General features: G+C 42.5%; 20 protein-coding genes. 5 read left to right on the forward strand and 15 right to left on the reverse strand.

Annotated features, from left to right (window positions below; all coding sequences use genetic code 11):
• Positions 1-63: 63 nt before the first annotated feature.
• The 5 genes from mfd to G631_RS0113800 form a co-directional block, all read right to left on the reverse strand.
• Positions 64-3,648, reverse strand: coding sequence for a transcription-repair coupling factor (gene mfd / locus G631_RS0113780; RefSeq protein ID WP_026489946.1), 3,585 nt, complete (start codon positions 3,646-3,648; stop codon positions 64-66).
• Between the two features lie 6 nt (positions 3,649-3,654).
• Complete coding sequence (gene pth / locus G631_RS0113785; protein ID WP_026489947.1) at positions 3,655-4,230, reverse strand: aminoacyl-tRNA hydrolase; 576 nt, start codon at positions 4,228-4,230, stop codon at positions 3,655-3,657.
• A gap of 213 nt (positions 4,231-4,443) precedes the next feature.
• Positions 4,444-4,734: a septation regulator SpoVG gene (spoVG, locus tag G631_RS0113790; RefSeq protein WP_026489948.1), complete on the reverse strand. Its 291-nt coding sequence runs from the start codon at positions 4,732-4,734 to the stop codon at positions 4,444-4,446.
• A gap of 226 nt (positions 4,735-4,960) precedes the next feature.
• Positions 4,961-6,079, reverse strand: a complete 1,119-nt coding sequence (gene glgD / locus G631_RS0113795) for a glucose-1-phosphate adenylyltransferase subunit GlgD (RefSeq protein ID WP_026489949.1) — start codon at positions 6,077-6,079, stop codon at positions 4,961-4,963.
• Position 6,080: 1 nt separating this feature from the next.
• Positions 6,081-7,349 (reverse strand): glucose-1-phosphate adenylyltransferase, encoded by a 1,269-nt coding sequence (locus G631_RS0113800; protein WP_026489950.1) that lies wholly within the window; start codon positions 7,347-7,349, stop codon positions 6,081-6,083.
• A gap of 209 nt (positions 7,350-7,558) precedes the next feature.
• On the opposite strand from G631_RS0113800, the gene murC reads away from it, so the two are divergent.
• The 4 genes from murC (at position 7,559) to G631_RS0113820 (ending at position 12,758) form a co-directional block, all read left to right on the forward strand.
• The gene (gene murC / locus G631_RS0113805; protein ID WP_026489951.1) at positions 7,559-8,953 is read left to right on the forward strand and encodes a UDP-N-acetylmuramate--L-alanine ligase; all 1,395 of its coding nucleotides are present in this window, start codon (positions 7,559-7,561) and stop codon (positions 8,951-8,953) included.
• Between the two features lie 362 nt (positions 8,954-9,315).
• Entirely contained in the window at positions 9,316-10,422 is a 1,107-nt protein-coding gene (locus tag G631_RS0113810) for a DnaD domain protein (protein WP_051197271.1), read from the forward strand.
• A 135-nt stretch (positions 10,423-10,557) separates the two neighbouring features.
• On the forward strand, positions 10,558-11,541 hold the full coding sequence (locus G631_RS0113815) for an ATP-binding protein (RefSeq protein WP_026489953.1): 984 nt from the start codon (positions 10,558-10,560) through the stop codon (positions 11,539-11,541).
• Complete coding sequence (locus G631_RS0113820; RefSeq protein WP_026489954.1) at positions 11,541-12,758, forward strand: ribose-phosphate pyrophosphokinase; 1,218 nt, start codon at positions 11,541-11,543, stop codon at positions 12,756-12,758. The genes G631_RS0113815 and G631_RS0113820 overlap by 1 nt, the downstream gene beginning before the upstream one ends.
• 115 nt (positions 12,759-12,873) lie before the next feature.
• Here the strand turns inward: G631_RS0113820 and G631_RS0113825 are convergent, their stop codons facing one another.
• The 5 genes from G631_RS0113825 to G631_RS0113845 all read right to left on the reverse strand — a co-directional run bounded on the left by G631_RS0113825 (position 12,874) and on the right by G631_RS0113845 (position 20,902).
• Complete coding sequence (locus tag G631_RS0113825; RefSeq protein WP_026489955.1) at positions 12,874-13,524, reverse strand: HAD family hydrolase; 651 nt, start codon at positions 13,522-13,524, stop codon at positions 12,874-12,876.
• Positions 13,525-13,526: 2 nt separating this feature from the next.
• Positions 13,527-14,468, reverse strand: coding sequence for a CPBP family intramembrane glutamic endopeptidase (locus G631_RS0113830; protein ID WP_026489956.1), 942 nt, complete (start codon positions 14,466-14,468; stop codon positions 13,527-13,529).
• A 63-nt stretch (positions 14,469-14,531) separates the two neighbouring features.
• Positions 14,532-15,170 (reverse strand): lactate utilization protein, encoded by a 639-nt coding sequence (locus G631_RS0113835; protein ID WP_026489957.1) that lies wholly within the window; start codon positions 15,168-15,170, stop codon positions 14,532-14,534.
• A 32-nt stretch (positions 15,171-15,202) separates the two neighbouring features.
• Entirely contained in the window at positions 15,203-18,337 is a 3,135-nt protein-coding gene (locus G631_RS0113840) for a glycoside hydrolase family 2 TIM barrel-domain containing protein (protein WP_026489958.1), read from the reverse strand.
• Positions 18,338-20,902 (reverse strand): hypothetical protein, encoded by a 2,565-nt coding sequence (locus tag G631_RS0113845; RefSeq protein ID WP_035789862.1) that lies wholly within the window; start codon positions 20,900-20,902, stop codon positions 18,338-18,340.
• A gap of 81 nt (positions 20,903-20,983) precedes the next feature.
• On the opposite strand from G631_RS0113845, the gene G631_RS0113850 reads away from it, so the two are divergent.
• Positions 20,984-21,472 (forward strand): DUF402 domain-containing protein, encoded by a 489-nt coding sequence (locus G631_RS0113850; protein ID WP_026489960.1) that lies wholly within the window; start codon positions 20,984-20,986, stop codon positions 21,470-21,472.
• A 1-nt stretch (position 21,473) separates the two neighbouring features.
• Here G631_RS0113850 and G631_RS0113855 read toward each other — a convergent pair whose 3' ends face one another.
• The 5 genes from G631_RS0113855 to G631_RS0113875 form a co-directional block, all read right to left on the reverse strand.
• Positions 21,474-22,673 carry a cell wall hydrolase gene (locus G631_RS0113855; protein ID WP_051197273.1) on the reverse strand — a complete coding sequence of 400 codons (1,200 nt, stop codon included), beginning with the start codon at positions 22,671-22,673 and terminating at the stop codon, positions 21,474-21,476.
• A 7-nt stretch (positions 22,674-22,680) separates the two neighbouring features.
• Positions 22,681-23,163, reverse strand: a complete 483-nt coding sequence (locus G631_RS0113860; RefSeq protein WP_026489962.1) for a deoxycytidylate deaminase — start codon at positions 23,161-23,163, stop codon at positions 22,681-22,683.
• 250 nt (positions 23,164-23,413) lie between these two features.
• Positions 23,414-24,043 (reverse strand): uracil phosphoribosyltransferase, encoded by a 630-nt coding sequence (gene upp, locus G631_RS0113865; RefSeq protein WP_026489963.1) that lies wholly within the window; start codon positions 24,041-24,043, stop codon positions 23,414-23,416.
• A gap of 62 nt (positions 24,044-24,105) precedes the next feature.
• Positions 24,106-24,543, reverse strand: coding sequence for a ribose 5-phosphate isomerase B (gene rpiB, locus G631_RS0113870; protein WP_026489964.1), 438 nt, complete (start codon positions 24,541-24,543; stop codon positions 24,106-24,108).
• 43 nt (positions 24,544-24,586) lie between these two features.
• Positions 24,587-25,645, reverse strand: a complete 1,059-nt coding sequence (locus G631_RS0113875) for an L-threonylcarbamoyladenylate synthase (RefSeq protein ID WP_026489965.1) — start codon at positions 25,643-25,645, stop codon at positions 24,587-24,589.
• Between the last annotated feature and the right edge of the window lie 3 nt (positions 25,646-25,648).

Below are 25,648 nucleotides of genomic sequence, written 5' to 3' on the forward strand. Positions count from 1 at the left end.
TTTCTTTTGCATGATTTTTACTGGCCTCTGTGATGCAAATATTCTTGTTTTCTTTTTCTTGCATCACTTCTTCCCAGCAAGCAAGCTCTGCATCTTCTCGATGATTGCCTCAGTGTCCTCAAGGAGCTTTTGCTCAGCCTTGGCTGGGTTCTTGTCCTTGTCATAAGTATAGACAAAGACAGGGATTCCGGCTGCGTGGAAGGTCATTTTGCCCTTGTAGCTGGCAACAAAGCCAGGAATCTTGCCGGAATCAATCTTGGCGTTAGGATTTACCTTGATCTCAATCTTGCCATTACCGCCCTTGATCTCAGGAATGTAGAGGGCATGAGCTCTTGTACGCAAAAGAGATATGCGCAGCAGGTTTATAGCGGTCTCAGGGACTTCGCCGAACCTGTCTATCAGCTCATCCTTCATATCATCGCACTCGCCCTGATTCTCAAGGCTTGCAATTCTCTTGTATATTTCAAGCTTCTGCTCTTCGTTTAATATATAGTTATCAGGAATGAAGGCGCTGACATCAAGGTCTATGCTGGTGTTGATGTCATCTAAGATGTAGTCTCCATCAGCCTCTGCTCCGTCATTCTTCTTGTGTCTTACGGCCTCTCCCAGCATCTTGCAATACAGGTCATAGCCTACAGCCTGCATATGTCCTGACTGCTTGCGGCCCAGAAGGCTTCCTGCTCCTCTGATCTCAAGATCTCTCATAGCAATCTTAAAGCCGCTTCCAAGATCAGTAAACTCTCGGATCGCAGAAAGACGCTTTTCTGCAACTTCCTTGAGCATCTTGTCCTTCTTGTACATAAGGAAGGCATAGGCTGTCCTATTGGATCGTCCTACACGGCCTCTTAGCTGATAGAGCTGTGAAAGTCCCATCTTATCTGAGTCATGGATGATCATTGTGTTGACGTTAGGAATATCAAGGCCTGTTTCAATAATTGTAGTTGAAACCAGAACATCTATAGTTCCGTCAATGAAGTCATACATGATCCTCTCAAGCTCAGATTCCTTCATCTGACCGTGAGCAAAGGCCACATTAGCCTCTGGAACAAGCTTCTGTATCTGAGCTGCCACGTCAGCTATAGTATTGACTCTGTTATATACATAGTAAACCTGACCGTTTCTTGCCAGCTCTCTTACAATAGCTTCACGGACAAGCTCATCGTTGTACTCCATGACATAGGTCTGGATAGGCATTCTGTCATTGGGAGCTTCCTCAAGAACACTCATCTCTCTGATGCCAACAAGCGACATGTGGAGAGTTCTTGGAATAGGTGTTGCAGAAAGTGTCAAAACATCTATGTTTTCCTTGAGTGTCTTAAGTTTTTCCTTGTGGGTTACGCCAAAGCGCTGCTCCTCATCTACGATAAGAAGTCCTAAGTCTTTATACTGAACATCCTTGGACAGAAGCCTGTGGGTTCCTATAACAATATCCACAAGACCTTTCTTGAGGTCTGTCACAGTTTTCTTCATCTCAGCAGGTGTCCTGAATCTGGACATAAGATCAACTCTTACAGGGAAATCACGCATTCTCTGTGAGAAGGTATTGTAGTGCTGCTGAGCAAGAATTGTTGTAGGCACCAGAACTGCAACCTGCTTGCCATCCTGAACAGCCTTAAAGGCCGCGCGGATCGCAATTTCTGTTTTACCAAACCCTACATCGCCGCAGACAAGTCTGTCCATGATAATAGAAGACTCCATGTCGCGCTTGGTATCCTCTATAGCATTAAGCTGATCCTCTGTTTCCTGATAAGGAAAGGCATCCTCAAACTCCTGCTGCCACACAGTATCAGAGCTGAACTGGTGTCCCTTAGCCTGCTGGCGCTTTGCATAGAGTTCAACAAGATCCTGCGCAACCTCTTCAACTGCTGCCTTGACCTTATTCTTGGTATGACTCCACTCAACACTGCCAAGCTTATTGAGCTTGGGCTTATGCGTAACCTCTGAATCATCTCCACCAGAAGCATACTTTTGGATTACTCCAAGTCCTGTTGCCAGAACGTAGAGATTTCCTCCATCCCCGTACTCAATCTTTATGTAATCTCTGACTACATGGTCAGTTTCAATCTTCTCTATTCCGCGATAAATTCCAAGGCCATGATCTTCATGGACAACGTAGTCTCCAATCTTAAGATCTGAAAAGCTCGATATCTTCTCTCCCTGGAATTCACTCTTTTTCTTCTTTTTGCGTTTTTTGACATGCTCTGTAAAGATGTCGCTCTCCGCAATTACGGCAAACTTAATCTCAGGATACTCAAAGCCCTTTAAAATCCTGCCGTAATAGGTCATAATCTCGCCTGGCTTTAACACTCTTCCCGGATCTTCACTATAGAAGGCTGTAACAAGATTATCCCTAAGGTCATCTACAATTCGCTTAGCCCTGGTGCGGGATCCTGACAAGATCAGGACTCTGTAGCCTTCCTTGACATATTTTTTAAGGTCAGACACAAGAGATTCAAAGCTGTTATTATAGGGCGCAATACTCCTTGCCCTGATGTCCCAGCTCTTTTCCGGAGCAAAGAGATTCTGTGACTTTGGCATCTGAAGGCCAGATATCAGAACTCGTCTGCCATTTTCCATTCTGGCGATACAGTTATCAATAGAGTACAAAAGATCCATCTGCCCAGGAAGGATATATCCCTTCTCAGCCCTGTGTGTCATGCTCTCTTTAAACTCGGTTTCCACAGCCCAGGCATGCTCCTGAACTCTCTGTGGTTCGTCAATAAAGATGCAGCTCTTTCCCTTAGGAAACATCTCCTGCATGGTTACTGTATCCGGGTAAAAATATTTGATGTAACTCTCGAGGTTTACAAGGGATTTTAGTTCAAAGAGCTGCTCCCTTAGTTCCTCTGTCTGAGTCTTTAGCTGATGCGCCTCCTTGGTCTTAAACTCGGCGCGAAGTGACGCAACTCTTTTATCTGTATCCTCCTGGATTCTGTCCATTCCTTCTTCCAGGAGCTTGTCGTCCAGAATGATCTCAGATGCAGGATATATTTCAACAGACTCCAGTTTCTCAAGGGATCTCTGAGATAATATGTCAAAGCTTCTGATAGACTGGATTTCATCTCCCCAGAGCTCGATACGGATAGGATTTTCCTCAGTAAGGTCAAAGACATCCACAATATCACCACGAACTGAGAATTCACCTGGGCCTTCAACCTGGTAGTTCCTGATATATCCCATGGTGGTGAGTCTTTTAGCAATCTCAATCTCATCAATTGGCTTGTGCTTGTCAATTGCAAGAATATTATCCCTTATGATCTCAGGTTTTATCTGGGGGGCCATAAGAGCTGCAAAGGTTGTGACAACAGTAACTGGCCTTCCCTCCAAAAGACGCCTCATGGTGCGGATACGCTGCCTTACTATCTCGTTACTATGAACATCCGCCTGGTAAAAGATAAGGTCTTTTGCAGGATATACTGTGACATTTCTGTCATAAAACTTATAGTCCTCATATATCTCTTTTGCCCTAAGGTCTGAGTAGGTAACTATTATTCTGTACTTAAACTCTGCTCCCAGGCTGTCAATAAAATGAAGCTTCTGAGAGTCCACGCATCCTGTAACCTCTGCGCAGGCAAAGGGCTTTTCAAGATATTTATTTATTTCTTCAAATTGACTTAATTCATGTAAGGGAGTTTGTATCGCTCTCATATGCCATCAGTCCTTCTTTTTGGTGTTGTACTTGTTCATGGCAGAATCCACACCTGCAGTCATTATCTCCTCAACTGCAAGAATTGCTCTGTCTATTCCTTCCTTGATGTTAACAGCATCTTCGCCTTCAAAGTGGCCAAGAACCCAATCTACCATGTCCCATTCCTTGGGCTTTTTGCCAACGCCAACGCGAACGCGGTTAAATTCGCTGTGTCCAAGCTGGGCTATGATGTTCTTAAGGCCGTTGTGACCGCCTGCGCTTCCCTTAGGACGCACTCTGATGTTTCCTGCATCAAGCTCAACATCATCTGATATAACAATGAGTTCTTCCTTGGAATCTATCTTGAAGTAGTCGCAAATAGGTCTTATGGCCTCTCCGCTAAGATTCATATAGGTAAGGGGCTTAACAAGGATAACCCTGTCAGCTCCTATCCTGCCTTTTCCATAGGCTGCCTTGAACTTAGTCTCTGTAAACTCGATTCCATATTTATCTGCAAGGGCATCTACTACCGCAAAGCCCACATTATGTCTTGTTCCAAAGTATTTCTTTTCCGGGTTACCTAGTCCCGCAATAACGTACATCTTTCCTGTTTCCTCTTCTTTCTCTTTTACAAACAATTTTCTTAATAGCTGTAACATGTTACCATTCCCCGCAAGAGTAATATTTTTGCGCACGCACATATGCGCAGGAACCGTTTAACATGCCCCTGCGTATTTATTAAGCACTATAATAACATAAGGGAGCCTAGAAATCTAAGCCCCCTTGATTATTATTTTATTAAATTTAATTTTGCATTATTCTACGACTGCCGAATCCCCCTCGGCAACCTCGTCTGCAGCCTTATCATAGGCTTCTAATATGGTGTCCTGAAGGACTTTTCTCATATCAGAATTGATAGGATGTGCTATGTCTCTGTACTCTCCATCAGTTGACTTCTTGGAAGGCATTGCGATAAACAAGCCTCTCTCGCCTTCAATCACCTTGATGTCATGAACAACGAATTCGTTGTCAAAAGTAACTGAAACTACTGCGCGCATTTTGCCCTGCTTGGTGACTTTTCTTACTCTAACATCTGTAATCTTCATAGTTGTAACCCCCTCTTGGTTGCTGAAACTGAAGTTGTCAGTTGTTAATGTGTTCTATATATGATATACGGATTGCTCCGTACTGCGTACTTTCGCAATCCTACAACCATTCGTAAATCGCCATGCTCACTACGTTCGCATGTCTTTTTTACTCATGTTTGTTAGGTCCTCAAGGTCTTACGAATTCGCATGCAAGCATGCATTCGTCAGACTTTTCGTCCCTATATCAAAGCACGTAGCGTTCATTATTTTCTACTACGACCTTAATTCCATTTTCTTCCTTGTAATAAGAGTTCGCCTGGATTGTTCCATGGCTCTCAACAATGCAGTTCTCAATGTGTGAATTGTCCCCGATGTACACATCATTAAGTATTATAGAATTTTTGATGTAACAGTTATTTCCTATGAACGCCCCCTTGAACACCAGGGAATCCTCTACGGTTCCGTTGATGATGCATCCACTGGAAATAAGACTGTTCTTAACGTTTACCCCCACGTTATATTTAGCTGGCGGAAGATCTACTACCTTGGTGTAGATTCCTGGATAATCACGGAAGAAGTAATTACGTACCTCAGGCTTTAAGAAGTCCATGTTGGTTCTGTAGTAATCTTCTACTGATGCGATGTTGTTCCAGTACTCTTTGATCTTGTAGCCATAGATTCGTTTCATATCCTTGTATCTTACAAGAATATCTCTAACGAAATCATATCTCTCTTCTGCCTCAGCTCTTTCGATCAGTTCGATGAGCTGACGTCTTCTGATAACGTAGATACCACATGAAATTGTATTGGACCTTGATACAACTGGCTTCTCTTCGAATTCCTCGATCCTGCTCTCCTCATTCATGCGGATAGTTCCGAATCTCTCTGTATCAATGCTGGCTGGCATGTCCTTACATACCACTGTGATATCTGCCTGCTTCTGAATATGGTATTCAAGAAGCTTGGCGTAATCCATCTTGTATACACAGTCTCCTGAAGTGATGATCACGTATGGTTCGTGACAGCTTCTTAAGAATTCAAGATTCTGTGCAATGGCATCTGCTGTTCCTCTGTACCAGAGATTTCCTGATGCCTTAACTGCTGGAGTAAATACGTACAAGCCGCCCTGCTTACGTCCGAAGTCCCACCACTTGGAAGAACTAAGGTGTGTATTAAGGCTTCCTGCGTTGTACTGTGTGAATACGGCAACTGTCTGAATGTGAGAGTTGGTCATGTTACTAAGAGCAAAATCGATACTCCTGTAAAAACCAGCCACGGGCATAGCACATACCGCTCTGCGCTTGGAAAGTTCCTGCATTCTACTACTGCTACCGCCTGCTAAAATTATGCCTATCGCCCTCATGTCAATCACCTGCCTTATCTAATGTTCTGCCGCTATCAAGGATTCCACCTGGGTAGTCTTCCTTGGTAGTGTTACCGGAAATCATTGTATTCTTGCCGACCTGTACATCGTCTGGAATAACTGATTTCTCACCGATAGTGCAGAGACCTTCACAATAAATACCGGGCTTGGTCTCATTCTCTTTTTCCTCAAAGGCTCCAAGAGTTACTCTATTACCAATCTTGGCCTTCTCAGCGATGATTGCCTTTTCTATGTTACAGCCCTCACCAATCTCTGTCTCATTCATGATGATAGAGTGGCTGACAACTGTATCCTTGCCGATCTTGACGCCAGGTCCGATAACTGAGTTATAGACCTTGCCGTAAATCTCGCATCCCTCGCCTACGATACTGCGCTCAATTGCGCTATCCGGGCCGAGATACTGAGGTGGCTGAACGTCACTTGCTGTATATATCTTCCAGTATTCCTCATAGAGGTTAAACTCTGGAACAATATCGATAAGTTCCATGTTGGCTTCCCAGTAGGATGTCAGTGTTCCAACGTCCTTCCAATAGCCATCAAATTCATAAGCATAAAGAGCCTGTCCCTGTTCCTTGCAGTAAGGAATGATATGCTTACCAAAATCAAGGCCCGCCTGATCTTTATTCTTTATAAGGGCTTCCTTGAGCGCCTTCCAGGAGAAGATATAGATACCCATAGAAGCAAGATTGCTGCGTGGGTGCTCTGGCTTCTCTTCGAAATCGATGATCCTCTTGTTCTGATCAGTGATCATGATACCGAATCTGCTGGCCTCTTCCATTGGAACCGGCATAACGGCGATTGTAGCATCTGCGCCGCTTGACTTATGGAAGTCGAGCATTGTCTCATAATCCATCTTATAAATATGATCACCAGACAGGATCAGTACATAATCAGGATTATAATTCTCCATATATTCTAAGTTCTGGTAAATTGCATTGGCGGTACCGGTATACCATTCACTATTGGAGCTCTTTTCGTAAGGTGGTAAAACAGTTACACCACCGAAGTTACGGTCAAGGTCCCACGGAATACCTATGCCAATATGAGAGTTTAGACGAAGTGGTCTGTACTGCGTAAGAACTCCGACAGTATCCACTCCAGAATTAATACAATTGCTCAGAGGGAAATCGATTATTCTGTACTTACCCCCGAACGATACGGCTGGCTTAGCCATCTTGGCTGTCAGCACGCCTAGCCTGCTGCCTTGGCCCCCTGCCAAAAGCATTGCGATCATTTCTTTTTTTATCATGTTCCACCTCATTGCTGCTAAATCGCTTTTTTTCCCTATATAAAAGTATAGCATAAATAAGGCGCATTAATGATGTGATTTTGTGTTTTTTTAAATTTATATTTAGTTTATTTTATCTTTTTTGACAATGACTAAATAAGTGCTAGAATATAATCCGGTAAAAGAGATATTAATTATAAGTAGAATCATACTTAGAATCGAGGATTTTCATGTATCAGATAGATTTTAAAAAACCTGTACACGTATATTTCATGGGCATAGGCGGAATATCAATGAGCGGACTTGCCCAGATTTTGATAGAAGAGAATTTTAAGATCTCAGGTTCAGATAATAAGGAATCTGAAATGACAAGAGCTTTAGAGTCTCGCGGAGTCAAGATTTTCTACGGACAGAAGGCCGAGAATATCGCAGCTGCAGAGCCAATCGATGTGGTCGTTTACACAGCAGCTGTTCACCCTGACAATCCAGAGTTTGTAGCTGTAAAAGAGGCAGGCATCCCAATGCTCACAAGAGCTGAACTCCTTGGTCAGATCATGAAGGAATACGACCTTCCTGTAGCTATTGCTGGAACTCATGGCAAGACAACAACAACATCCATGCTATCCAAGATCCTGCTTGAGGCAGACACAGACCCAACACTTTCAATCGGCGGTATCTTCAAGGATATAGGCGGCAATATAAGAGTTGGCAAGTCTGAGTATTTTGTTACTGAGGCCTGTGAGTATACTAACAGTTTCCTTAGCTTCTTCCCTAAGATCAGTGTTATTTCTAATATAGATGCAGATCATCTCGATTTCTTCAAGGATCTTGACGACATCCGTCATTCCTTTAGGAAGTTTGCACAGCTCCTTCCAGCCGATGGTAGCCTTGTTATCAACGGCGATATCGACAATGTTTCTGAAATCACAGATGGTCTTAGCTGCAATATAATCACCTACGGCTCATTAGATAGTTTTGACTACTATCCAACTGACATTACCTATGATGCTCAGGGCAATCCTTCATTTGTAGCGCATATGCCTGGGGGAGATACTTTGAATGTCACTCTGGCTGTACCTGGTATCCACAATGTGTACAATGCTCTTGCTTCTATAGCAGTAGCTAATATCCTTGGCATAGACAAAGAGCACATTGTATCAGCACTTTCAATGTTTGGTGGTACCAGCAGGCGCTTTGAGTATAAGGGTGAGATAGGTGGAGTTACTATAATCGATGACTACGCCCATCATCCAACTGAGATAAAGGCAACTCTTACAGCAGCACAGAACTATCCACATAATAAGATATGGTGCGTATTCCAGCCACACACATATACAAGGACCAAGGCCCTTTTAGATGAGTTTGCACAGGCTCTTTCCCTTGCTGATCATGTTGTACTTGCTGATATTTACGCTGCCAGAGAGAAAGATAACCTGGGAATCAGCTCCAGAACCTTAAGAGACAAGATTGTCGCATTAGGTCACGAGTGTAATTATTTTCCAACTGTTGAAAATTTTAGTGAAATAGAAAAATACCTTTTGCAAAATTGCACAAAAGGAGATTTGTTGATAACCATGGGTGCCGGTGATGTTGTGAAAATAGGCGACGAACTCCTAGGCAAATAACACTTATCCACATTTCCACCGTGGACAGGTCAAAATATTCAATCGATTTCGGTGGATAACAGCCACCCATTTTCCACTTCCATATTTTTGGAGGAAGGGCTGATGGGATGGCTGTTTTTTATTTCTGTCGTAATAAATAATCCACGTTATCCACATTGTCCACAATTAAGTCTAATCTCTCAGACTGCCCACAGGTGCTCAATTTCTTCATCACTTTTTCCAATATCATTTAAAAAAATGCCATGCTATAATTTCAATTGTTCAAGGGAGTTCAGGTGAAAAAAGCTTGTTTTACGTTTGGCGGAGGATCAACGTAATTTATACCTCAGAACATATCAATATTGTAAGAGGTGATCAGAAATATGATGGGGAAGGTAACTATCAGTCAAAATATGGGGGAGGATTCTACTTATGTTTCCAACATTTTCATTGATGAATACATGCAGGATGCAAACGATGCGCAGCTCAAGATTTACTTGTTTTTACTGCGTATGATGGCATCGAATTTACCAACAAGTGTTCCAGATCTTGCTGATAAATTCAATCATACAGAGAAGGACGTTATTCGCGCCCTTAAATACTGGGAGAAGAAGGGTCTCATCAGTCTCGTATATGATCAAGACCAGAATCTTACCAGCATACATATGGAAGAGATAACATCACACAAGAGTCTTGGCAGAAGAAGGGAAGACAGCGTGATCAGAGCGCTTCCTTCTGTAAGACCTAGTGTGTCTGACAACTCTGAAGTGGCACCAGGTAAGCCAAATTACACTGCTGCTCAGCTCAAGAGTTTCAAGGAGAATTCCGGAAGCGGTATCATGTACGTTGCTGAACAGTACTACGGCAGACCTCTTAATCCATCAGAGATGTCTACTATATACTACATTCATGATGAGCTGAAATTTAGTGATGAGTTATTGGACTATCTGATGCAGTACTGCGTCGATAATCATAAATCTGATTTCAGATACATGGAAAAGGTTGCCATTAGCTGGAATCAGGAAGGCATCAAAACGCCTAGACAGGCTCGTGCGGAAAGCTACAAGCATGATGGGGATATCATTTCAGTTATGAAGGCCCTGGGTATGGAAAATGCACCTACTGTAACGGAAGGGTCCGTTATCAGTTCGTGGCGTGGGGAGCTAGGATTTACGATGGATATTATCATGGAAGCCTGCGAACGCACTGTCATGGCTACACAGAAGAATCGCCTTAAGTATTGCGACGGCATTCTTCGCTCCTGGCATAAGAGTAAGGTAGTGACAAGGGAGGATATTGCCAGGTTAGATGCAGAGCACACCGCTGACCTTCGCAAAAAGAAGGCAAAGGCTTCCGTAGCATCCATCGATATCAAAGCCCGCTTAGACGAATCATATATTCGTCCTAACGGTTCCCAGAACCGCTTCAATCAGTTCCAGCAGAATACTTATGATTTTACTGAGCTTGAGAAGCAGCTTCTGGACAACTAATACACTTCTTTTATCTGATTGGGGAATCAGGTAAAGGCATCCAAAAACCCAGCCCTGTACTTTGGTTTGGCGGCGGCGTCTATAAACGCCTTCCCCGAAGCACGTACAGGGCAAAATTATGCAAGGGAGAATATCATGGCATTAACAAACGCTCAGTATGACGAAATAATGCATGGATACGAAGAACTACGCTCTCTCCACAGGCAGGAGCTTGAGGACAGACAGCGTTATGTATATGAAAGCGTTCCTGGATACAAGGAACTAGAGGACCAGGTAGCAACCGCCAGTGTAGCCTTTGGCAAAAGACTTCTGGCAGGTGAAAAGCTTGACCGCTCAGTTCTCAAAAATCAGCTGGCGGAGCTTTCAAGACAAAAGCTCACTCTTTTAACTGAAGCCGGATTTTCTTCAGATTATCTTGATATGGGGTATACTTGCCCTGATTGCAAGGATACTGGATATATTGGCAACGAAAAGTGCCACTGCTTCAAGCAGAAAATTGTCGAATCTCTTTACAACAAGTCAAATCTTAAAACCCTTACCAAATCTGCAAACTTTAAGCTTCTTTCAGACAAATATTATTCTGGAGAAGATCTTAGAAAATTTCAGGGTGCTGTTCGTAACAGTGAAGATTTTGTTAAGAATTTCAACTCTGACTACCAAAATTTATTTTTTTATGGTACAGTGGGTACTGGCAAAACGTTCCTTTCGATATGTATTGCCAATGAACTACTCAAGAAAGGTCACTCAGTCATATATTTCAGTTCCCTGGGGCTGTTTACCATGCTAGGTGAATATGCCTTCGATTACAAGGCGAAGCAAGAACTCCACAGTATTTACGAAGATCTTTATAACTGTGAACTTCTTATTATCGATGACCTTGGTACGGAACGTCCAACTAGTTTTGTGTTATCCGAGTTCTTCTCCTGTCTGAACGAAAGGGATCTCAGGAAGAAATCAACTATCATAACTACAAACCTTTCTCTTGAAGACTTACAGGCTATTTACTCTGACCGTATTTCATCTAGAATAATCAGCAACTACAAACTTCTGAAGTTATCCGGTCAGGATATTCGTAAATTAAAAAAGATTGCAAGAAAAGAAAGTGAGGATTTGCAGTAATGCCAAAGAGAGAAGAGAAACGTAATCTGGAGACAATTCCTGTTGGGTCACTTGGAATTATTCCCCTTAAGGGAGTAAGGACACTGGCAGAAAAGGTTGATTACTATCTCGTAAAGTGGAGAGCTGAGAGAGAAAACGAACACAAAGGTAGCCTTGCATTTACAGGCTATGAGAGACCATCCTATATTCTGGATGCTGAGGTTCCAAGATTTGGAACTGGTGAGGCCAAGGGTGTTATCAAGACCTCTGTTCGTGGTGATGATCTCTATCTCCTCGTTGATGTATGTAACTATTCACAGACTTATTCTCTTTTTGGTCAGGAGAATCACATGTCTCCTGATGATCACTACCAGGATCTAAAAAGAATAATCGCAGCTGTCGGTGGTAAGGCAAGACGTATCACAGTTATCATGCCTTTCCTCTATGAATCAAGACAGCACAAGAGAAGCTCAAGAGAATCTCTTGACTGCGCTATTGCTCTTCAGGAACTGGTCAACATGGGTGTTGATAATATCATTACCTTCGATGCTCACGATCCACGTGTTCAGAATGCTATTCCTCTTAATGGATTTGAAACTGTCCGCACTACATATCAGTTTATTAAGGCACTTCTCCGCAACGTCTGGGATCTTCAGATTGATTCAGACCACATGATGGTCATCTCTCCAGATGAAGGCGGAATGGGAAGAGCTATCTATCTTGCCAGCGTACTTGGTCTCGATGTAGGTATGTTCTACAAGAGACGTGATTATACACAGGTTGTCGATGGACGTAATCCTATCGTTTCACATGAGTTCCTTGGAACAAGTGTTGAGGGCAAGTCAGTTATCATCGTTGATGACATGATCTCATCAGGAGAATCTCTTCTTGATGTTGCCAGAGCTCTTAAAGAGCGCAAGGCTGCCAGAATCTATGCTTTCTCAACCTTTGGTCTGTTTACAAGTGGACTTGAGGAATTTGATAAGGCTTATGAGGAAGGCCTCATTGACAAGGTTCTTACAACAAACCTTATTTATCAGACACCAGAGCTTCTGTCCCGCGAATGGTACATTAGCTGCGATATGAGTAAGTATATCGCTTACCTTATCGATACACTTAACCACGATGCTTCTATCAGCGATCTCTTAAATCCTGTAGAGCGTATCAATAACATTATTGAGCGTTACAAGAGCGGTGAGCTTCGTGCATCTCTTGAAGCTGAGAAGAAAATCAACTGATTACATTTTAAATAGTATAATAAAGTGCATTGCAGAAGTGTTTAACATCTACTGCAATGCACTTTTTCTTTTTATCTTTTAGTTAATCTAATCATATTCTGTATAGCTGATAGCTTTAGCATAAGGTCTTAATATCCACCAGCGAAGGGACACATGCGTATAGTTTCTTACTAAGTTCCTCGTCTGGCTGAGTAAGATCAGGAACCATGACAACCTTACATCCCGCAAGATGTGCACTGGTTACGCCATTTGGCGAATCCTCAACTGCAAGGCAACGCTGTGGTTCAAGGCCAAGCTGCTGACAGGCATAGGAATATATGTCAGGAGAAGGCTTTCCCTCTTTTACCATATCTGCACAGATTATCTTATCAAAATGATCAAAGAGTCCAAGGCGCGTGAGATACCCTTTTGTTCTCTCAAAGTCATTGGCTGTAGCAAGAGCTGTCAAAATGCCATTTTCCCGGAGCCATACAAGGATTTCCTTCGCACCAGGCTTAAGAGGAATCCCCTGCTCTTTTATCATATCCACAACTATGGATTTCCTGTACTCTCTTACTTCGTTATAGTCGAAGTCATCTCCAAACCACTTTTTAAACTGAAGCGGAGCAAAGGGGCGTCCTAGAGAGCGCAGTTCAAGTGGCATCCACGGTTCGCACTTGTAGCCAAAGTGCTCAAGTGCCAAAGGCCAGGCCTTTTGATAGAATTTTTCAGTATCTGTCAGTGTTCCATCAAGGTCAAATATACAGGCATCTATTACTTTCCCCAATTTTATTCCTCGTTCCCATAATTATTTGCTTCATTAAAAACAGGCCCTTCTACAGGCTGAATCTGTTCCTGTGCCTGCCTCTTTGGAAGAATTCCCTTCTTTATAAGGATTATCACCACAATCAGGAAGAGGCCATCTATAAATGTAGATTCAATGATCGACATAAACTCAACTTCAGTTGAAATAGTCTGAAATCCAAAACCATTAAGCCAAAAGATTGTAATATTGTTCAAAAAGTGTGCTGCGCTTGAAGCCTCAAGACCATCTGTGATGTGCGCCACTGTACCCAAAAGAATCCCTGCTATGAATACTTCAATTACTCCGTATATACTATATGGGTGGCCAGACGCAAAGATAACAGCCTGTATGATTATTGCAATTATGGCGTTTCTGGTCCATCCTCCTACAGTCTGCATTATGAGTCCTCTAAACACGTACTCTTCTGCTATACACTGAAATAGCGTCAATGCTGTGCAGACTATAAATCCTAACACAGTAAATTTTATCTCTCCAGTATAATCAGTACCATAGATGGTAGAAAAGGCGCATGGAAGTGCTACAGGTACTATTCCAACCAGAAGCATCTTTCCAAATAACTTTATATCAAATCCTGGGCATACGCTTCCATATGTGGAAAACTTTCTATCTTTTACAATTAAGGATGCCAGCCAGATAGCTGGAACAAACGCCGCAAGGCTGCCTAGCATATATAGCGCACCTTCAGGTGAATAAACATCCATAGTATCGTATCCGCCTGAGATTATCCCCAAAGCATCCATAAGACTCAGCCCATTATTAACCTTGATCAGAAAGTAAAGCATTGCTAATATCACGCTCGCGCAGGTCTGGAAAAAGAATGCAAGCAATAGTACCAGAATTGGCTTAAACCACTTGTACCCCTCTAAGTCTCTTGTAAAAGTTATGTAGCTTTTTCTCTTTTCCATTTTCTTCTCCTCATAAAAGAAATACATAGAATATATTAGTCCAAGAAGTCCTCAGAAAGGCATTTAGAATCCAAGATTATCGTTAACAAGGATTACATGTATTCTATCCTTGTGTCTGGAAAATCTAGTAATCAGGAACTGACAGCATATTGTATCTGGAGACTTGCAGTTCATGCAGGCTCCTGTCTTGGAGCAAGGTGTGCTAAGGCCAAATCTCTGAGCATTTATTGGTGCTGCTACGTTTCTGGCCCTTTTCATAGCACCATCTATGTCATCGCAAATTTTATTCATTCCAACAATAAAAAGAACATGCTTTGGTCCTTGAGCTATCATGGATACTCTGTTTGAATTTCCATCAATGTTCACAATAACGCCGTCGTCTGTCATTGCATTAGCACTAGATAAAAAGAAGTCCGCATCATAGCCTTTTAGCATGGCTTCTCTCTTCTCCTCAGGAGTTTTAGCAGTCTCCCTATCAATAAAAGTGTAACTGCCATTTTTAATGGCTTCCACAAGACCGATTTCGTGAGCGCTCATGGCGCCACCCATTGTTACGCTGCTGCCCTCTGGGATGATCTCAAGTGCCTTCTTGAGCGCCTCCTCTTTGGTTGCAGCATAATATCCAGTCATATTTCTGGATTCAAGCCCCTTTATAACCTTTTGTGCCAGTAACTCATTTCTCTTTACCATTGCCTCATTCATAGTCTGCCTCTCCTACATCATTTTTTAAATTATCAGATTCCCTTAAAGCTCATAACAAATGTGAGTTTTTCATCCTTTGGAAGCAGGAATTCCGGATGAGTCTTGGATCCCCAGGTATCATCTCCTGCAATACCCATCTGCATTGCGCTGCAGCGAACAACGCTCTTGCAGAAGCGAGGAAGTTCAAATGGATGTTCTGCTGCCTCAAGTTCATCTGGTGTATATGGAAGTGCACTAAAGTTCATGGTATCAGGTGCTTCGAACAATAAGCCTCTTCCCTTGTAGTCTACAAGCTTAGCCCAGCGGACACCGGTTCTATTGCCTGTTTCCTGAGGGCGGATGTAGCTCTCCATAGCGTCCTCTACTTTGTACTCATAAATTCCAAGCTTAGCGCCCTTATTTCTATCAACATAGTTTTCCTCAGGGCCATTACCATAGAATATTACTCTGTCAAAGTCTGCGTTGAACTTGAACATCATTCCAAATTCAGGCATTGGAGTAAGACCTTCTACAGGCTCGTATTCCTCTTTTATCCATACTCTGCCATCACCTGTAACATTGTAGGTCAGAAGTACGCTAGATGCAGGTGTTGTAGGAAGGTAGTGCTTGAAGGTAATTGAAACACTGCAATCATCCTCCTGAATAATAGGATATATCTTTCTGTCATCCCAGCTGCCATTTACATAGCCTGTACTATCCTCAAAGATTGGGAATGTGCTGGAGTAAAGGCTTGCAATCTTCCACTGAGCATATCTGGCAGGCATATTGTTGCCTCGGTCATTGTCTACAGGTGCTCTCCAGAAGTTTGGCTTTGGAATTGATTCTATAAGTTCTCTTCCTCCATAGCGGTAAGACGTAATATTTCCTTTATCACGGCTAAAGAGTACAGAGAAGTGGTTACCCTTAACTCCGATGTTGTAGTCGCCCTTTATGACTTTGAGTTCTCCGCATGCTACGCAGGTAGAAGCTGCAGTCTTGAAGACGCCCTGACCGAAAGCCACTTCATGTCCTCTCTCAGCCCAAATTGTATCATCGCGAAGTCTGAATGAGACTGTTACACAATACTCATCAAGTGGGAATGGGCCATTTTCATCAAATGGAGCTGTTCCCATAACTGACATTTTGGCTCTTATAGCTTCCGGAAGCTCATACTCTTTTTCTGAAAGAGGAGCAACATCCGTAGCCATGCGTTTTTCCAAAATTTTTACTCCATCTCTTTCTAATATAACAAAGCAGTCATACTCGCTTGTAGCTGTGAAAAGAGAATTGTTTATTATCTTAACCTTATCCATATCCACCAAAACTCTGATGTTCTGGTAGTTGAACTTAACATCCTGCATCTTGGCATAGGACTTTCTCTGACCATCTACAATACCGTTTCCGCTAAAGTTGTAGTCTGTAGGTCTCTCGCCATGGTCTCCGCCATAGGCCTGGAAATCTTCGCCGAAGCGGTTCTTTTTCCTAATGGACTGATCTACATAATCCCAGATAAATCCGCCCTGATAGCGTGGCTCCCTGTCTGCAAGATCTGTGTACTTGAACATTGCTCCACAGGAATTTGACATTGCGTGAGTATATTCGCAGCAGATAAATGGTTTCTCAGGGTGCTCAGAAAGGAACTTCTCAATAGCTGTTACAGGAGGGTACATCTGGCTCTCCATGTCGCTTGTATCGTTGTAGGTCCTGTCGTGGCAGATTCCCTCATAGTGCACAAGTCTGTCCGGATCAAGCTTTCTAAATAGCTGTGACATTTCGTAGGGCACTTTACCACCATGAGACTCATTACCAATAGACCATATCAGGACTGATGGGTGATTCTTATCAAGCTGATAGGTAGAATTAACCCTGTCCAGCATCACTTCCATGCAATTCTCCCTGCTGCCTGGGATTGCATATGGAATAGCAGGCTCATCTCCAAGATGTGACCAGCTGCCATGAGTCTCCATATTGTTTTCTGCGATCATGTAAAGGCCATAGATGTCACAGAGCTCATAAATAGCTGCAGAGTTCTGATAATGGCTGGTTCTGATGGCATTTATATTGTTTCTCTTCATGTTGATAATATCAGCACGAGTTTCCTCGTAAGATACCACTCTTCCTGTATCGCAGGAGAATTCGTGACGGTTAACTCCCTTAAAGACAATTCTCTTGCCATTAATGAGCATAAGGCCATCCTTCATCTCAAAGCGTCTAAATCCAACATTCTGGCTCACTACTTCCTGAACATTGCCCTCTTTATCCACCATTTTGATTATAAGCTGGTAAAGCTGCGGATCCTCAGCACTCCAGAGTACCGGGTTATACACTTTCTCTTTTACCACATTAAGTGATACAACCGGGCCGTCAGAGTTGGCCTCATCTCCAATTACTGCACTGCCCTTTACTACCTGATGATTATTGCGGTACAGAATATACTCAACATTTCCAGTTCCCTGAGTCTTAAATGTCAATTCAAGCTCAGCTTCAGAAAAGTCGTCATTTAAAAGAGTTCTGATCTTGACATCTTCAAGATGCACAGCTGGAACAAGCTGCAGGAATACATTTCTATATATTCCTGAGAATCTAAAGAAATCCTGGTCCTCCATCCAGCTTGATGAAGTCCACTTAAACACCTGTACAGCCAGTTTGTTAAGGCCTTCCTTGAGGTAAGGTGTAAGGTCAAACTCAGAAGGAGTAAAGGTATCCTCGCTATATCCCACATACTGGCCATTAAGCCAGAGGGCATAGCCGCTCTCAACTCCATCAAATACTACATGAACATTCTGTCCATACCAGTTGGCAGGAAGATTAAAATACTTAACATAACTTCCTACTGGATTAAACTCCTCCGGAACCTGGCCAAGCTCTATTTTCTCGTGACCATCCCATGGATACTGAACGTTGATATATGCCGGGATATCATAGCCTTCCATCTGCATATGTGCTGGAACACGGATGTCATCCCAAAAATCGCAGTCATATTCCTCTTTTTCAAATCCAGGAACAACTGCTCTGTAATTCTTGGCATAGTGGAATTTCCATAATCCATTTAAAGATATTCTAAGTGAGGTGTCTCCCTCTGAAAGTTCATCCTCAGTGGCAAAGCTCACAAAATCGCCATGCGCTGGAAGTACATTATCCTTAAAAAATTCAGGATCAGCAATCTTTTTGTACTCAAATTCCTTCATTTAGTCTTCCTCCGTAATATAGGTAATGAAATGGTTACCATTTTCCTCAAAAAGCTTTTCTGAGTCATTCATTCCGTATTTATAAACTGTTCCTGTCTCAGGATTCATAAGAACAGTGTTAAGATCATTAAATCCTATGATAAGAACAGCGCTTCCATCGTTCATCATAGCCATGACCGGAATATCCTGATTAACATAATAGAGCATAGCTGACATAGGACATCCATCAAGGTCCAGTATCCTTGCATCCGGAAGAGACGAATCAAGTATCTGTCCAGCGCCTTCTCCTGCCTGTAAAAGGGTCTTAACATTTCTGTTCACTCCCTCAAAAGTAAGGATAAGATCCAGGCAGACAGCTACAGGATCCTCTGAGGTCATATTCTCATAGCTCTCGGCTGTTCTTGTTATAGACATGATCTGGTTGGATCTCAACAGATTTCCCTTGTACCATACATATCTGTTATCATCTCCAACTACTACTGCAGGCGCCGCATAAGCAACATTTACAGCATCTGCAGGGTCACTGTATACTCCATTTAGTCCCATGAGGCCATATACATAGTAAAATGGCTTCTCGCTCTGGTCCCTCTCTGACTCTATTGCTACGTTTCTGTCTCCCTCAAATAATGTCTGAGCCGGAGTCAAGACACGTATCTGCTTGGTCTTTATCTCGCTCTTTGCTGCTATCTGAACTATCTTTTCATATATATCAACAGAAACTACAGAAACCACGTTGCTGCCGCTTTCAGCCTTGAGTGTGCTCATAATCTGGTCGTCGTAGGTGCTGACATACTTGCCAGATTCCTCATCCTTGACAACCCTGGTCATTCTGATCTGATTGTCGCTTATAGAAACATCTGTAACATAGATTCCATCTGGGTGATAGTTTTCCAGGATATTTCCATCCCCATCCTGAATCTTTATGTTGTACATAGCATAAACAGGATTACCCATCTGATCCATCAGAACATCTGTCTCATGAGCAAGACCAAATACCATGTCCTCTCCCATAAATCCAAGAACACGTATAAAGTCTCCATCATCTGCAGCAACCTCAGAAATAGTCTTGGTTCCAAGATTCATCATCTTAAGGCTCTTTAGATCATCGCTCTGCCATGCAATTGTACTCATGGACTCGGAAATTTTGTACTCACCTGCGCCAATTCCATCCACAACCATAGTCCAGGTTCTGTCATTTAAGTCTATGGCATAAATGTTCTGATCCAGCATTACATAAAAGACATCACTGGTATTGGCATACACTATTGTTTCCACATATTCCATGAGAATCTGCGGGTCACTTGTACTCTTTATAAAAGCCTGCTCTTCAACGGCATTAATGCTGGCATTATAGTCGTAAACAGCAATTCCAACCTGGCCTTCATGTGCTCCCCGGTTCATATAACCGGCAACGGCAAATTTAACATTTCCTGCTTCATCAACTCTAAGGATTTTTATGGTATTGCGATCCCATCTGGTTCTGATATCATCGTTTTTGTCATCATAAAAACCAAAGAGATATGCCAGCTTGTTTTCTGAGTTGTTTAGCATATAAAGCCTGTTCTCGCTGACAAAGGCAAAAGCACTACCACTGCTACTCTCAACAAGCTGCAATTCCGGGTCTGAAATGCTAAGTCCAATAACATTCTTGGTTATTGAAAAAGCATTGGTGTCAAAAATATAATTCATAGTCCTCTCAAAATTGAGAAGATAAATTCTGTCTGAAGTGTATCTTACCCTGTAGGCTTCGCACACATTATAGCTCTTGTTAACAGCACCTTCCTTGATATTAACCCTATACTGCAGATAAAAACTGCCTGTCTGGCCATGGATATCTGTGACGTATATATCTGGTTCTGTGTGCTCAGTAATGTCGAGATCTCCCCAGGTTACCTGGTTAAAGCTGCTGTGAATATTTACTTTGTTAAAAGAGGTGTTATCACCCTCAGAATTGGATTCAAGGTATTTTGAGTACTCTGAAGCTGTTTCTTTGTCAAAAGTAGCATTTGAGAAGTTTCTTACAAAATCTATCTCGTCGTCCATGTGATACCTGTTCTCATCGCCTGTCCACACGATTCTGCTATAGTATCTGGCAGTTCCGCTCTCTGTGTCCATGAGCATTACCAGCATGTACTCTTTTCCTGAAGTTATCAGGTCCTTTAGCTGGAAGGAGCCTGTAATTGCATCAGCGCTTTCCTTGTAGTCCTGAAGATTTGTATTCTCTACAAGTCCCACGCCATCTATATTTCTGACCTCAAAACGAAGATTTGTGATATTTCTTCCATAGGTTCGTATCTTAAAAGTTACGTCTCTATTGCTTCCGATAGGGAGGATCGTTCCCCTCAAATGGCTGATGTCCATTTCATCTGTATAGCCATGAAGCGGATTTATCTCCTTATAATTGCTAAGGAAAGACACTGTAGGCAGAGTTGCCTCAGACATCTGTGCTGTCATATCAGCATTATCATCGCCTGAAAGCCTGCTAATGACAAAAATAGCGATAACAAAGACCAATATAGCGTATATTATTTTAATAATGGTTAGTTTAACTGATTTTCCCTGCATAATTGACTTTCAATTTGAATGATAGTAAGATTTTGATAATACAATTTAGGTTGTTTACTGTTTTCTCACAAAGGAGTTAATATGGAGCATCCAATCTTGTACCGCAGACGATTCATTCCAGATGAATGTGTCCAGCTAAAGGACGATGAAATCCTGGAATGTAACGATAAAATAATCATAACCAAGTGGAAAACTCTTCATGACAGATGTGATCTGTCTAGCGGTTATTCCTGCTATTATCTTGATCGCGGCGTTAAGGTCAGCAAATTCCTAAAAGCCGATGGCTCTCTTTTGTGCTGGTACTGCGATATCATCACCTCAGAATATGATCCTGAGAAAAATTCCCTGCTCGTAATTGATCTTCTTGCTGATGTAAAAATATATCCCGATGGCCGTCAACGCGTAGTGGACCTGGATGAGCTCTCCGAAGCCTTTGAAAAAGGACTTATAGATGAGACTCTTCTTAAAAAGAGCCTGCTCTCACTGAACAAGCTCCTTAATGATCTGTACGAACACGGCATATTACAACTGGCAGAGCCCATAGAAGAGCTTATCGCCAAGGGCCTTTGATTTAATAAAATACATGTCCACCTATATTGATTCCAGTAAGTCCCGGAACCGGGGTTCTAAAGTATACGCAGTTTCCTACATTTGAATATCCGCTCATTGCTTCATCAGCAGCCTGATAGCAGGATGCTGTTGCCTTGCCGTCTGCAAGTGCAAGAGCAAGTCTTCCACTTCCCACGGGTGAAAACTGCTTGTTCTGGTATATTACTCCCACAACTGTATCCGGATATACTGAACTTAAGACTCTGTTGATAACTACTGCACCAACAGCGACCTTTCCCTCATAGGGCTCAGAACCCGCCTCACAATAAATAAGATTCGCCAAAAGATATCTATCACCCTCGGCAAATGTAACCTCAGAAATGTTTCTCCAGGAGGATGATGCTGCAAGCTTGGACAGACGCATTTCTTCTGCCAGCTTGGCTTCAAGATTCTTGATATCTGCATCCTGAGCCTTTATCTGGTCTTCCAAGGCCTGTGCCTTGGCTTCTGCATCAGAAATATCATTGGCATACTGCTTGATACTGCCTGATGTCTGATTAACAAGGCCTGAAACTCTGCTCTGTTCAGCCTGTGCCTGAACCTTATATTCATCAAGTTGTTTCTTTTCCTCTTCCAGAGTTGCTTCCTTGGCCTCTATGCTCTTTCTGGTCTCGATGTATTTAAGAAACATCTTTCTGTCATAGGCTGAGAGCTGCTCAATATAATTATTCTGATTGAGGAAATCTGCAAAACTTCCCGATCCAAAGAGCATCTCGATAAGGACAAAATTCTGCTTTTCATAGATGAACTGCACTCTCTTTTTCATGGAAGCATACTGACTTTCCTCAGTTTTCCTGGCAACTTCCAGTTCTGCAAGAGTGTTCTCTATTTCTGTCTCTTTGTCATCAATCTGTTCTTCCAGGTTCTCTAAGTTATTACTTACTTCTGTCAGCTGAGTGTTCAGAGTATTTAATTGACCCTGAAGCGAGGATTTCTCCTCATTCATTTCAGCTATGTTGTCCTTGGTGTCATTTAAGTCACTTTCGGATTGTTTCTTTTTCTCCTTGGCCTCCTCCAGCTGTTTCCTGGTGGATTCCGTAGCATTTACTGTAACAACCGGAACAGATAAAAAGCATATAACAAAGGCACACAAAAGCGCTGTAAAACGCCTTGATGTCTTCCTAAATATTGAGTTTATTCCTAGTTCCCCCACATTTTTCATAGTCTGATCAAATTGTTATCTTAATATTTCTGCCACTAGGCTGGTACTGATAATATCTGACTCCTGCAGCATCGAACATTTTCTTGGATGCTCTGGTGCTGGCTGAGGTGCCATATTTGTCGCTATCATACACAACAGTGCGGATTCCGGCCTGGATTATGGCCTTGGCACACTCATTACAAGGGAAAAGAGATACATATATCTTGGCACCTACAAGGCTTCCACCTCTGTAATTGAGAATCGCATTGAGCTCACTATGTGTCACAAAAGGATACTTGGTGGAAAGTTCGTCCTCGCCATCCCTTTCCCAAGGAAACTCTTCATCAGAACAGCCCTTAGGAAAGCCATTATATCCCATAGAGAGTATGTTGTTGTCTTCACTCACGATGCAGCTTCCAACCTGAGTGTTGGGGTCCTTGGATCTCATGGCAGCAAGCTTGGCAACTCCCATAAAATATTCATCCCAGGATATATAGTCTTCTCTTTTCATAAGTCCTCCGTTGTGATTATATACTCCGTGATATACGGAAATCGACATACTCATTCCATTCGTATGTCTTTTTGTACTCCGTGATATACGGATTGCTCCGTACTTCGTACTCTCACAATCCTACATACATTCGGAAATCGATGTACTCATTTCATTCGTACATCTTTTTTCCTCATGTATGTTCGGTCCTCAAGGTGACATTTATATGCCTGCATGCAGTCATAAATGTCACTTTTCGTCCCTATATCACTCACTTTGTTCCGAAGATTCTATCACCAGCGTCTCCAAGACCTGGTACGATGTAGCCGTGGTCGTTGAGCTGCTCGTCAAGTGATCCTACATAGATATCTACGTCAGGATGTGCCTCCTGCATAGCCTTAAGTCCCTCTGGTGCTGCGATAATGCACAGGAAGTGGATGTGCTTGCAACCTCTGTCCTTGAGCATCTGGATAGCAGCGATAGATGATCCGCCTGTAGCAAGCATAGGATCAACAACGAAAATTTCTCTATCAGCAACGTCTGCTGGCATCTTGCAGTAATACTCAACAGGCTTAAGTGTTTCTGGGTCTCTGTAAAGGCCGATGTGACCAACCTTAGCTGCAGGGATAAGTGCAAGCATTCCGTCTACCATTCCAAGACCTGCTCTTAAAATAGGTACTACACAAAGTTTTCTACCTTTGAGCTCTTTAACAGTAGTCTTGCAGATAGGGGTCTCAATCTCTACATCCTGAAGCTGAAGATCTCTTGTAGCTTCATAACAGATAAGTGTTGCTATCTCGCTGATAGTGTCTCTGAAATCCTTTGTACCTGTATCAATCCTTCTGATGTATCCAATCTTGTGCTGAATAAGTGGATGTTCCATAATAACTACTTTTGCCATACTGTCCTCCTAAAACGCTCTATATTTGAATTTTTATTTATGTGCTAATGTTTGTTCTGAGATTATTTCTCAAGTTCTGAAATCTTGGAAATTCTACGGCTATGCTTCTCAAGCCCTGAAAATGGTGTATCAAGGAATGTATCAACAATCTCATTGGCAAGAACAGGTCCTACAAATCCGCCGCCCATAGCAAGAACGTTAGCATCATTGTGCTCTCTTGTAAGTCTTGCTGTTGATGCTTCTGAGCAAAGAGCACATCTTATGCCCTTTATCTTATTGGCTACGATTGAAATGCCGATTCCTGTTGTGCAGATCACGATGCCTTTTTCACACTGGCCATCAGCTACTGCTCTTGCTGCCTGTGCTCCAAAATCTGGATAATCGCAGGAATTAAGGTCATAGGTTCCAAAGTCCTTAAACTCAAGGCCTCTTTCCTGTAAATGCTTCTTGACTGATTCCTTAAGTTCGAATCCGCCGTGATCACTTGCTAATGCTATCATTTTATTCACCTCACACTTTATAATTATACCGCAAAAAAGGCAATCACAATACTATGATGTGATGCCCTGCTGCTTTTAATAACCTATTCATGATTGCCTGGCCAATACCACTATCATCAAAGCTTTCTGAGAACATAACATCCACATTCTCATCATCAAACTCTCTTAAAACCTTAAAGAGTTCATGAGCTATTGTGCTCTCATCTTCTCTGTTCCCAACGCTTTTTACTATATGTGCCTGATAAAGAGATTTCGTTTCATCTGTAGCAATTACGCCAACTCGCTTGCCAGAAGCCTCTGCATCTTTAGTCTTGCCATTTATATAGTCTACCACCTGCGATTGACTTCCCTGGACGATCATAAGATCTCCCTTAGGAGCATAATGCCTGTATTTCATGCCAGGAGCCTTGGGACGCTCTGTTGATGAGCTGTCAATAATGGTCTTGTCAATACTGATCTCTCCTAGTACATCCTCAAGCATCTTAGCTGTGATGTATCCAGGACGAAGGATCATGGGAACCTGACTTGTAAGATCAACAATAGTTGATTCAAGGCCAATTCCCACTTGTCCGCCATCTATTATCATTTCTATCTTGCCTGAAAGATCCTCAACACAGTATCTTGCAACTGTAGGACTGGGTCTTCCTGATGTATTGGCGGAAGGAGCTGCTATATAGCCTCCTGACTGTCTGATAAGTTCAAGGGCTATTTCGTTATTGGGCATTCTGATTGCCACTGTATCAAGGCCGCCTGTTGTTTCATAAGGCACCTTTTTGTTTTTATTCATGATCATTGTCAGAGGGCCTGGCCAAAACGCGTCAGCAAGCTTCCTTGCTGCATCCGGCACTTCTTGTACAATAGCAGCAAGATCATCCATATTTGCAACGTGTACAATAAGCGGGTTGTCGGATGGTCTTCCCTTAGCTGCATATATTTTCTTGGAAGACATTGGATTTAATGCATCGCCTCCAAGGCCGTAAACTGTTTCTGTCGGGAAAGCTACAAGTCCGCCATCCCTTATGATCTTGCCAGCTCTTTTAAGATTGTCTCTGGCCTTTTCATCTATTTTTTTTTCTTCTATTACTACTACTTCTGTTTCCACTTC

The sequence above is a fragment of the Butyrivibrio sp. XBB1001 genome (assembly GCF_000424505.1).
Taxonomy (GTDB): domain Bacteria; phylum Bacillota; class Clostridia; order Lachnospirales; family Lachnospiraceae; genus Butyrivibrio.

Bases quoted from the DNA above. Each gene is read 5' to 3' on its own strand.
- G631_RS0113810 (WP_051197271.1), top strand. From the start codon at position 9,316: ATGATGGGGAAGGTAACTATCAGTCAAAATATGGGGGAGGATTCTACT.
- G631_RS0113815 (WP_026489953.1), top strand. From the start codon at position 10,558: ATGGCATTAACAAACGCTCAGTATGACGAAATAATGCATGGATACGAA.
- G631_RS0113855 (WP_051197273.1), bottom strand. From the start codon at position 22,673: ATGAAAAATGTGGGGGAACTAGGAATAAACTCAATATTTAGGAAGACA.
- G631_RS0113830 (WP_026489956.1), bottom strand. From the start codon at position 14,468: ATGGAAAAGAGAAAAAGCTACATAACTTTTACAAGAGACTTAGAGGGG.
- G631_RS0113820 (WP_026489954.1), top strand. From the start codon at position 11,541: ATGCCAAAGAGAGAAGAGAAACGTAATCTGGAGACAATTCCTGTTGGG.
- G631_RS0113835 (WP_026489957.1), bottom strand. From the start codon at position 15,170: ATGAATGAGGCAATGGTAAAGAGAAATGAGTTACTGGCACAAAAGGTT.
- G631_RS0113840 (WP_026489958.1), bottom strand. From the start codon at position 18,337: ATGAAGGAATTTGAGTACAAAAAGATTGCTGATCCTGAATTTTTTAAG.
- mfd (WP_026489946.1), bottom strand. From the start codon at position 3,648: ATGAGAGCGATACAAACTCCCTTACATGAATTAAGTCAATTTGAAGAA.
- upp (WP_026489963.1), bottom strand. From the start codon at position 24,043: ATGGCAAAAGTAGTTATTATGGAACATCCACTTATTCAGCACAAGATT.
- rpiB (WP_026489964.1), bottom strand. From the start codon at position 24,543: ATGATAGCATTAGCAAGTGATCACGGCGGATTCGAACTTAAGGAATCA.
- glgD (WP_026489949.1), bottom strand. From the start codon at position 6,079: ATGAGGGCGATAGGCATAATTTTAGCAGGCGGTAGCAGTAGTAGAATG.
- G631_RS0113800 (WP_026489950.1), bottom strand. From the start codon at position 7,349: ATGATAAAAAAAGAAATGATCGCAATGCTTTTGGCAGGGGGCCAAGGC.
- pth (WP_026489947.1), bottom strand. From the start codon at position 4,230: ATGTACGTTATTGCGGGACTAGGTAACCCGGAAAAGAAATACTTTGGA.
- G631_RS0113850 (WP_026489960.1), top strand. From the start codon at position 20,984: ATGGAGCATCCAATCTTGTACCGCAGACGATTCATTCCAGATGAATGT.
- G631_RS0113845 (WP_035789862.1), bottom strand. From the start codon at position 20,902: ATGCAGGGAAAATCAGTTAAACTAACCATTATTAAAATAATATACGCT.
- G631_RS0113860 (WP_026489962.1), bottom strand. From the start codon at position 23,163: ATGAAAAGAGAAGACTATATATCCTGGGATGAATATTTTATGGGAGTT.
- murC (WP_026489951.1), top strand. From the start codon at position 7,559: ATGTATCAGATAGATTTTAAAAAACCTGTACACGTATATTTCATGGGC.
- spoVG (WP_026489948.1), bottom strand. From the start codon at position 4,734: ATGAAGATTACAGATGTTAGAGTAAGAAAAGTCACCAAGCAGGGCAAA.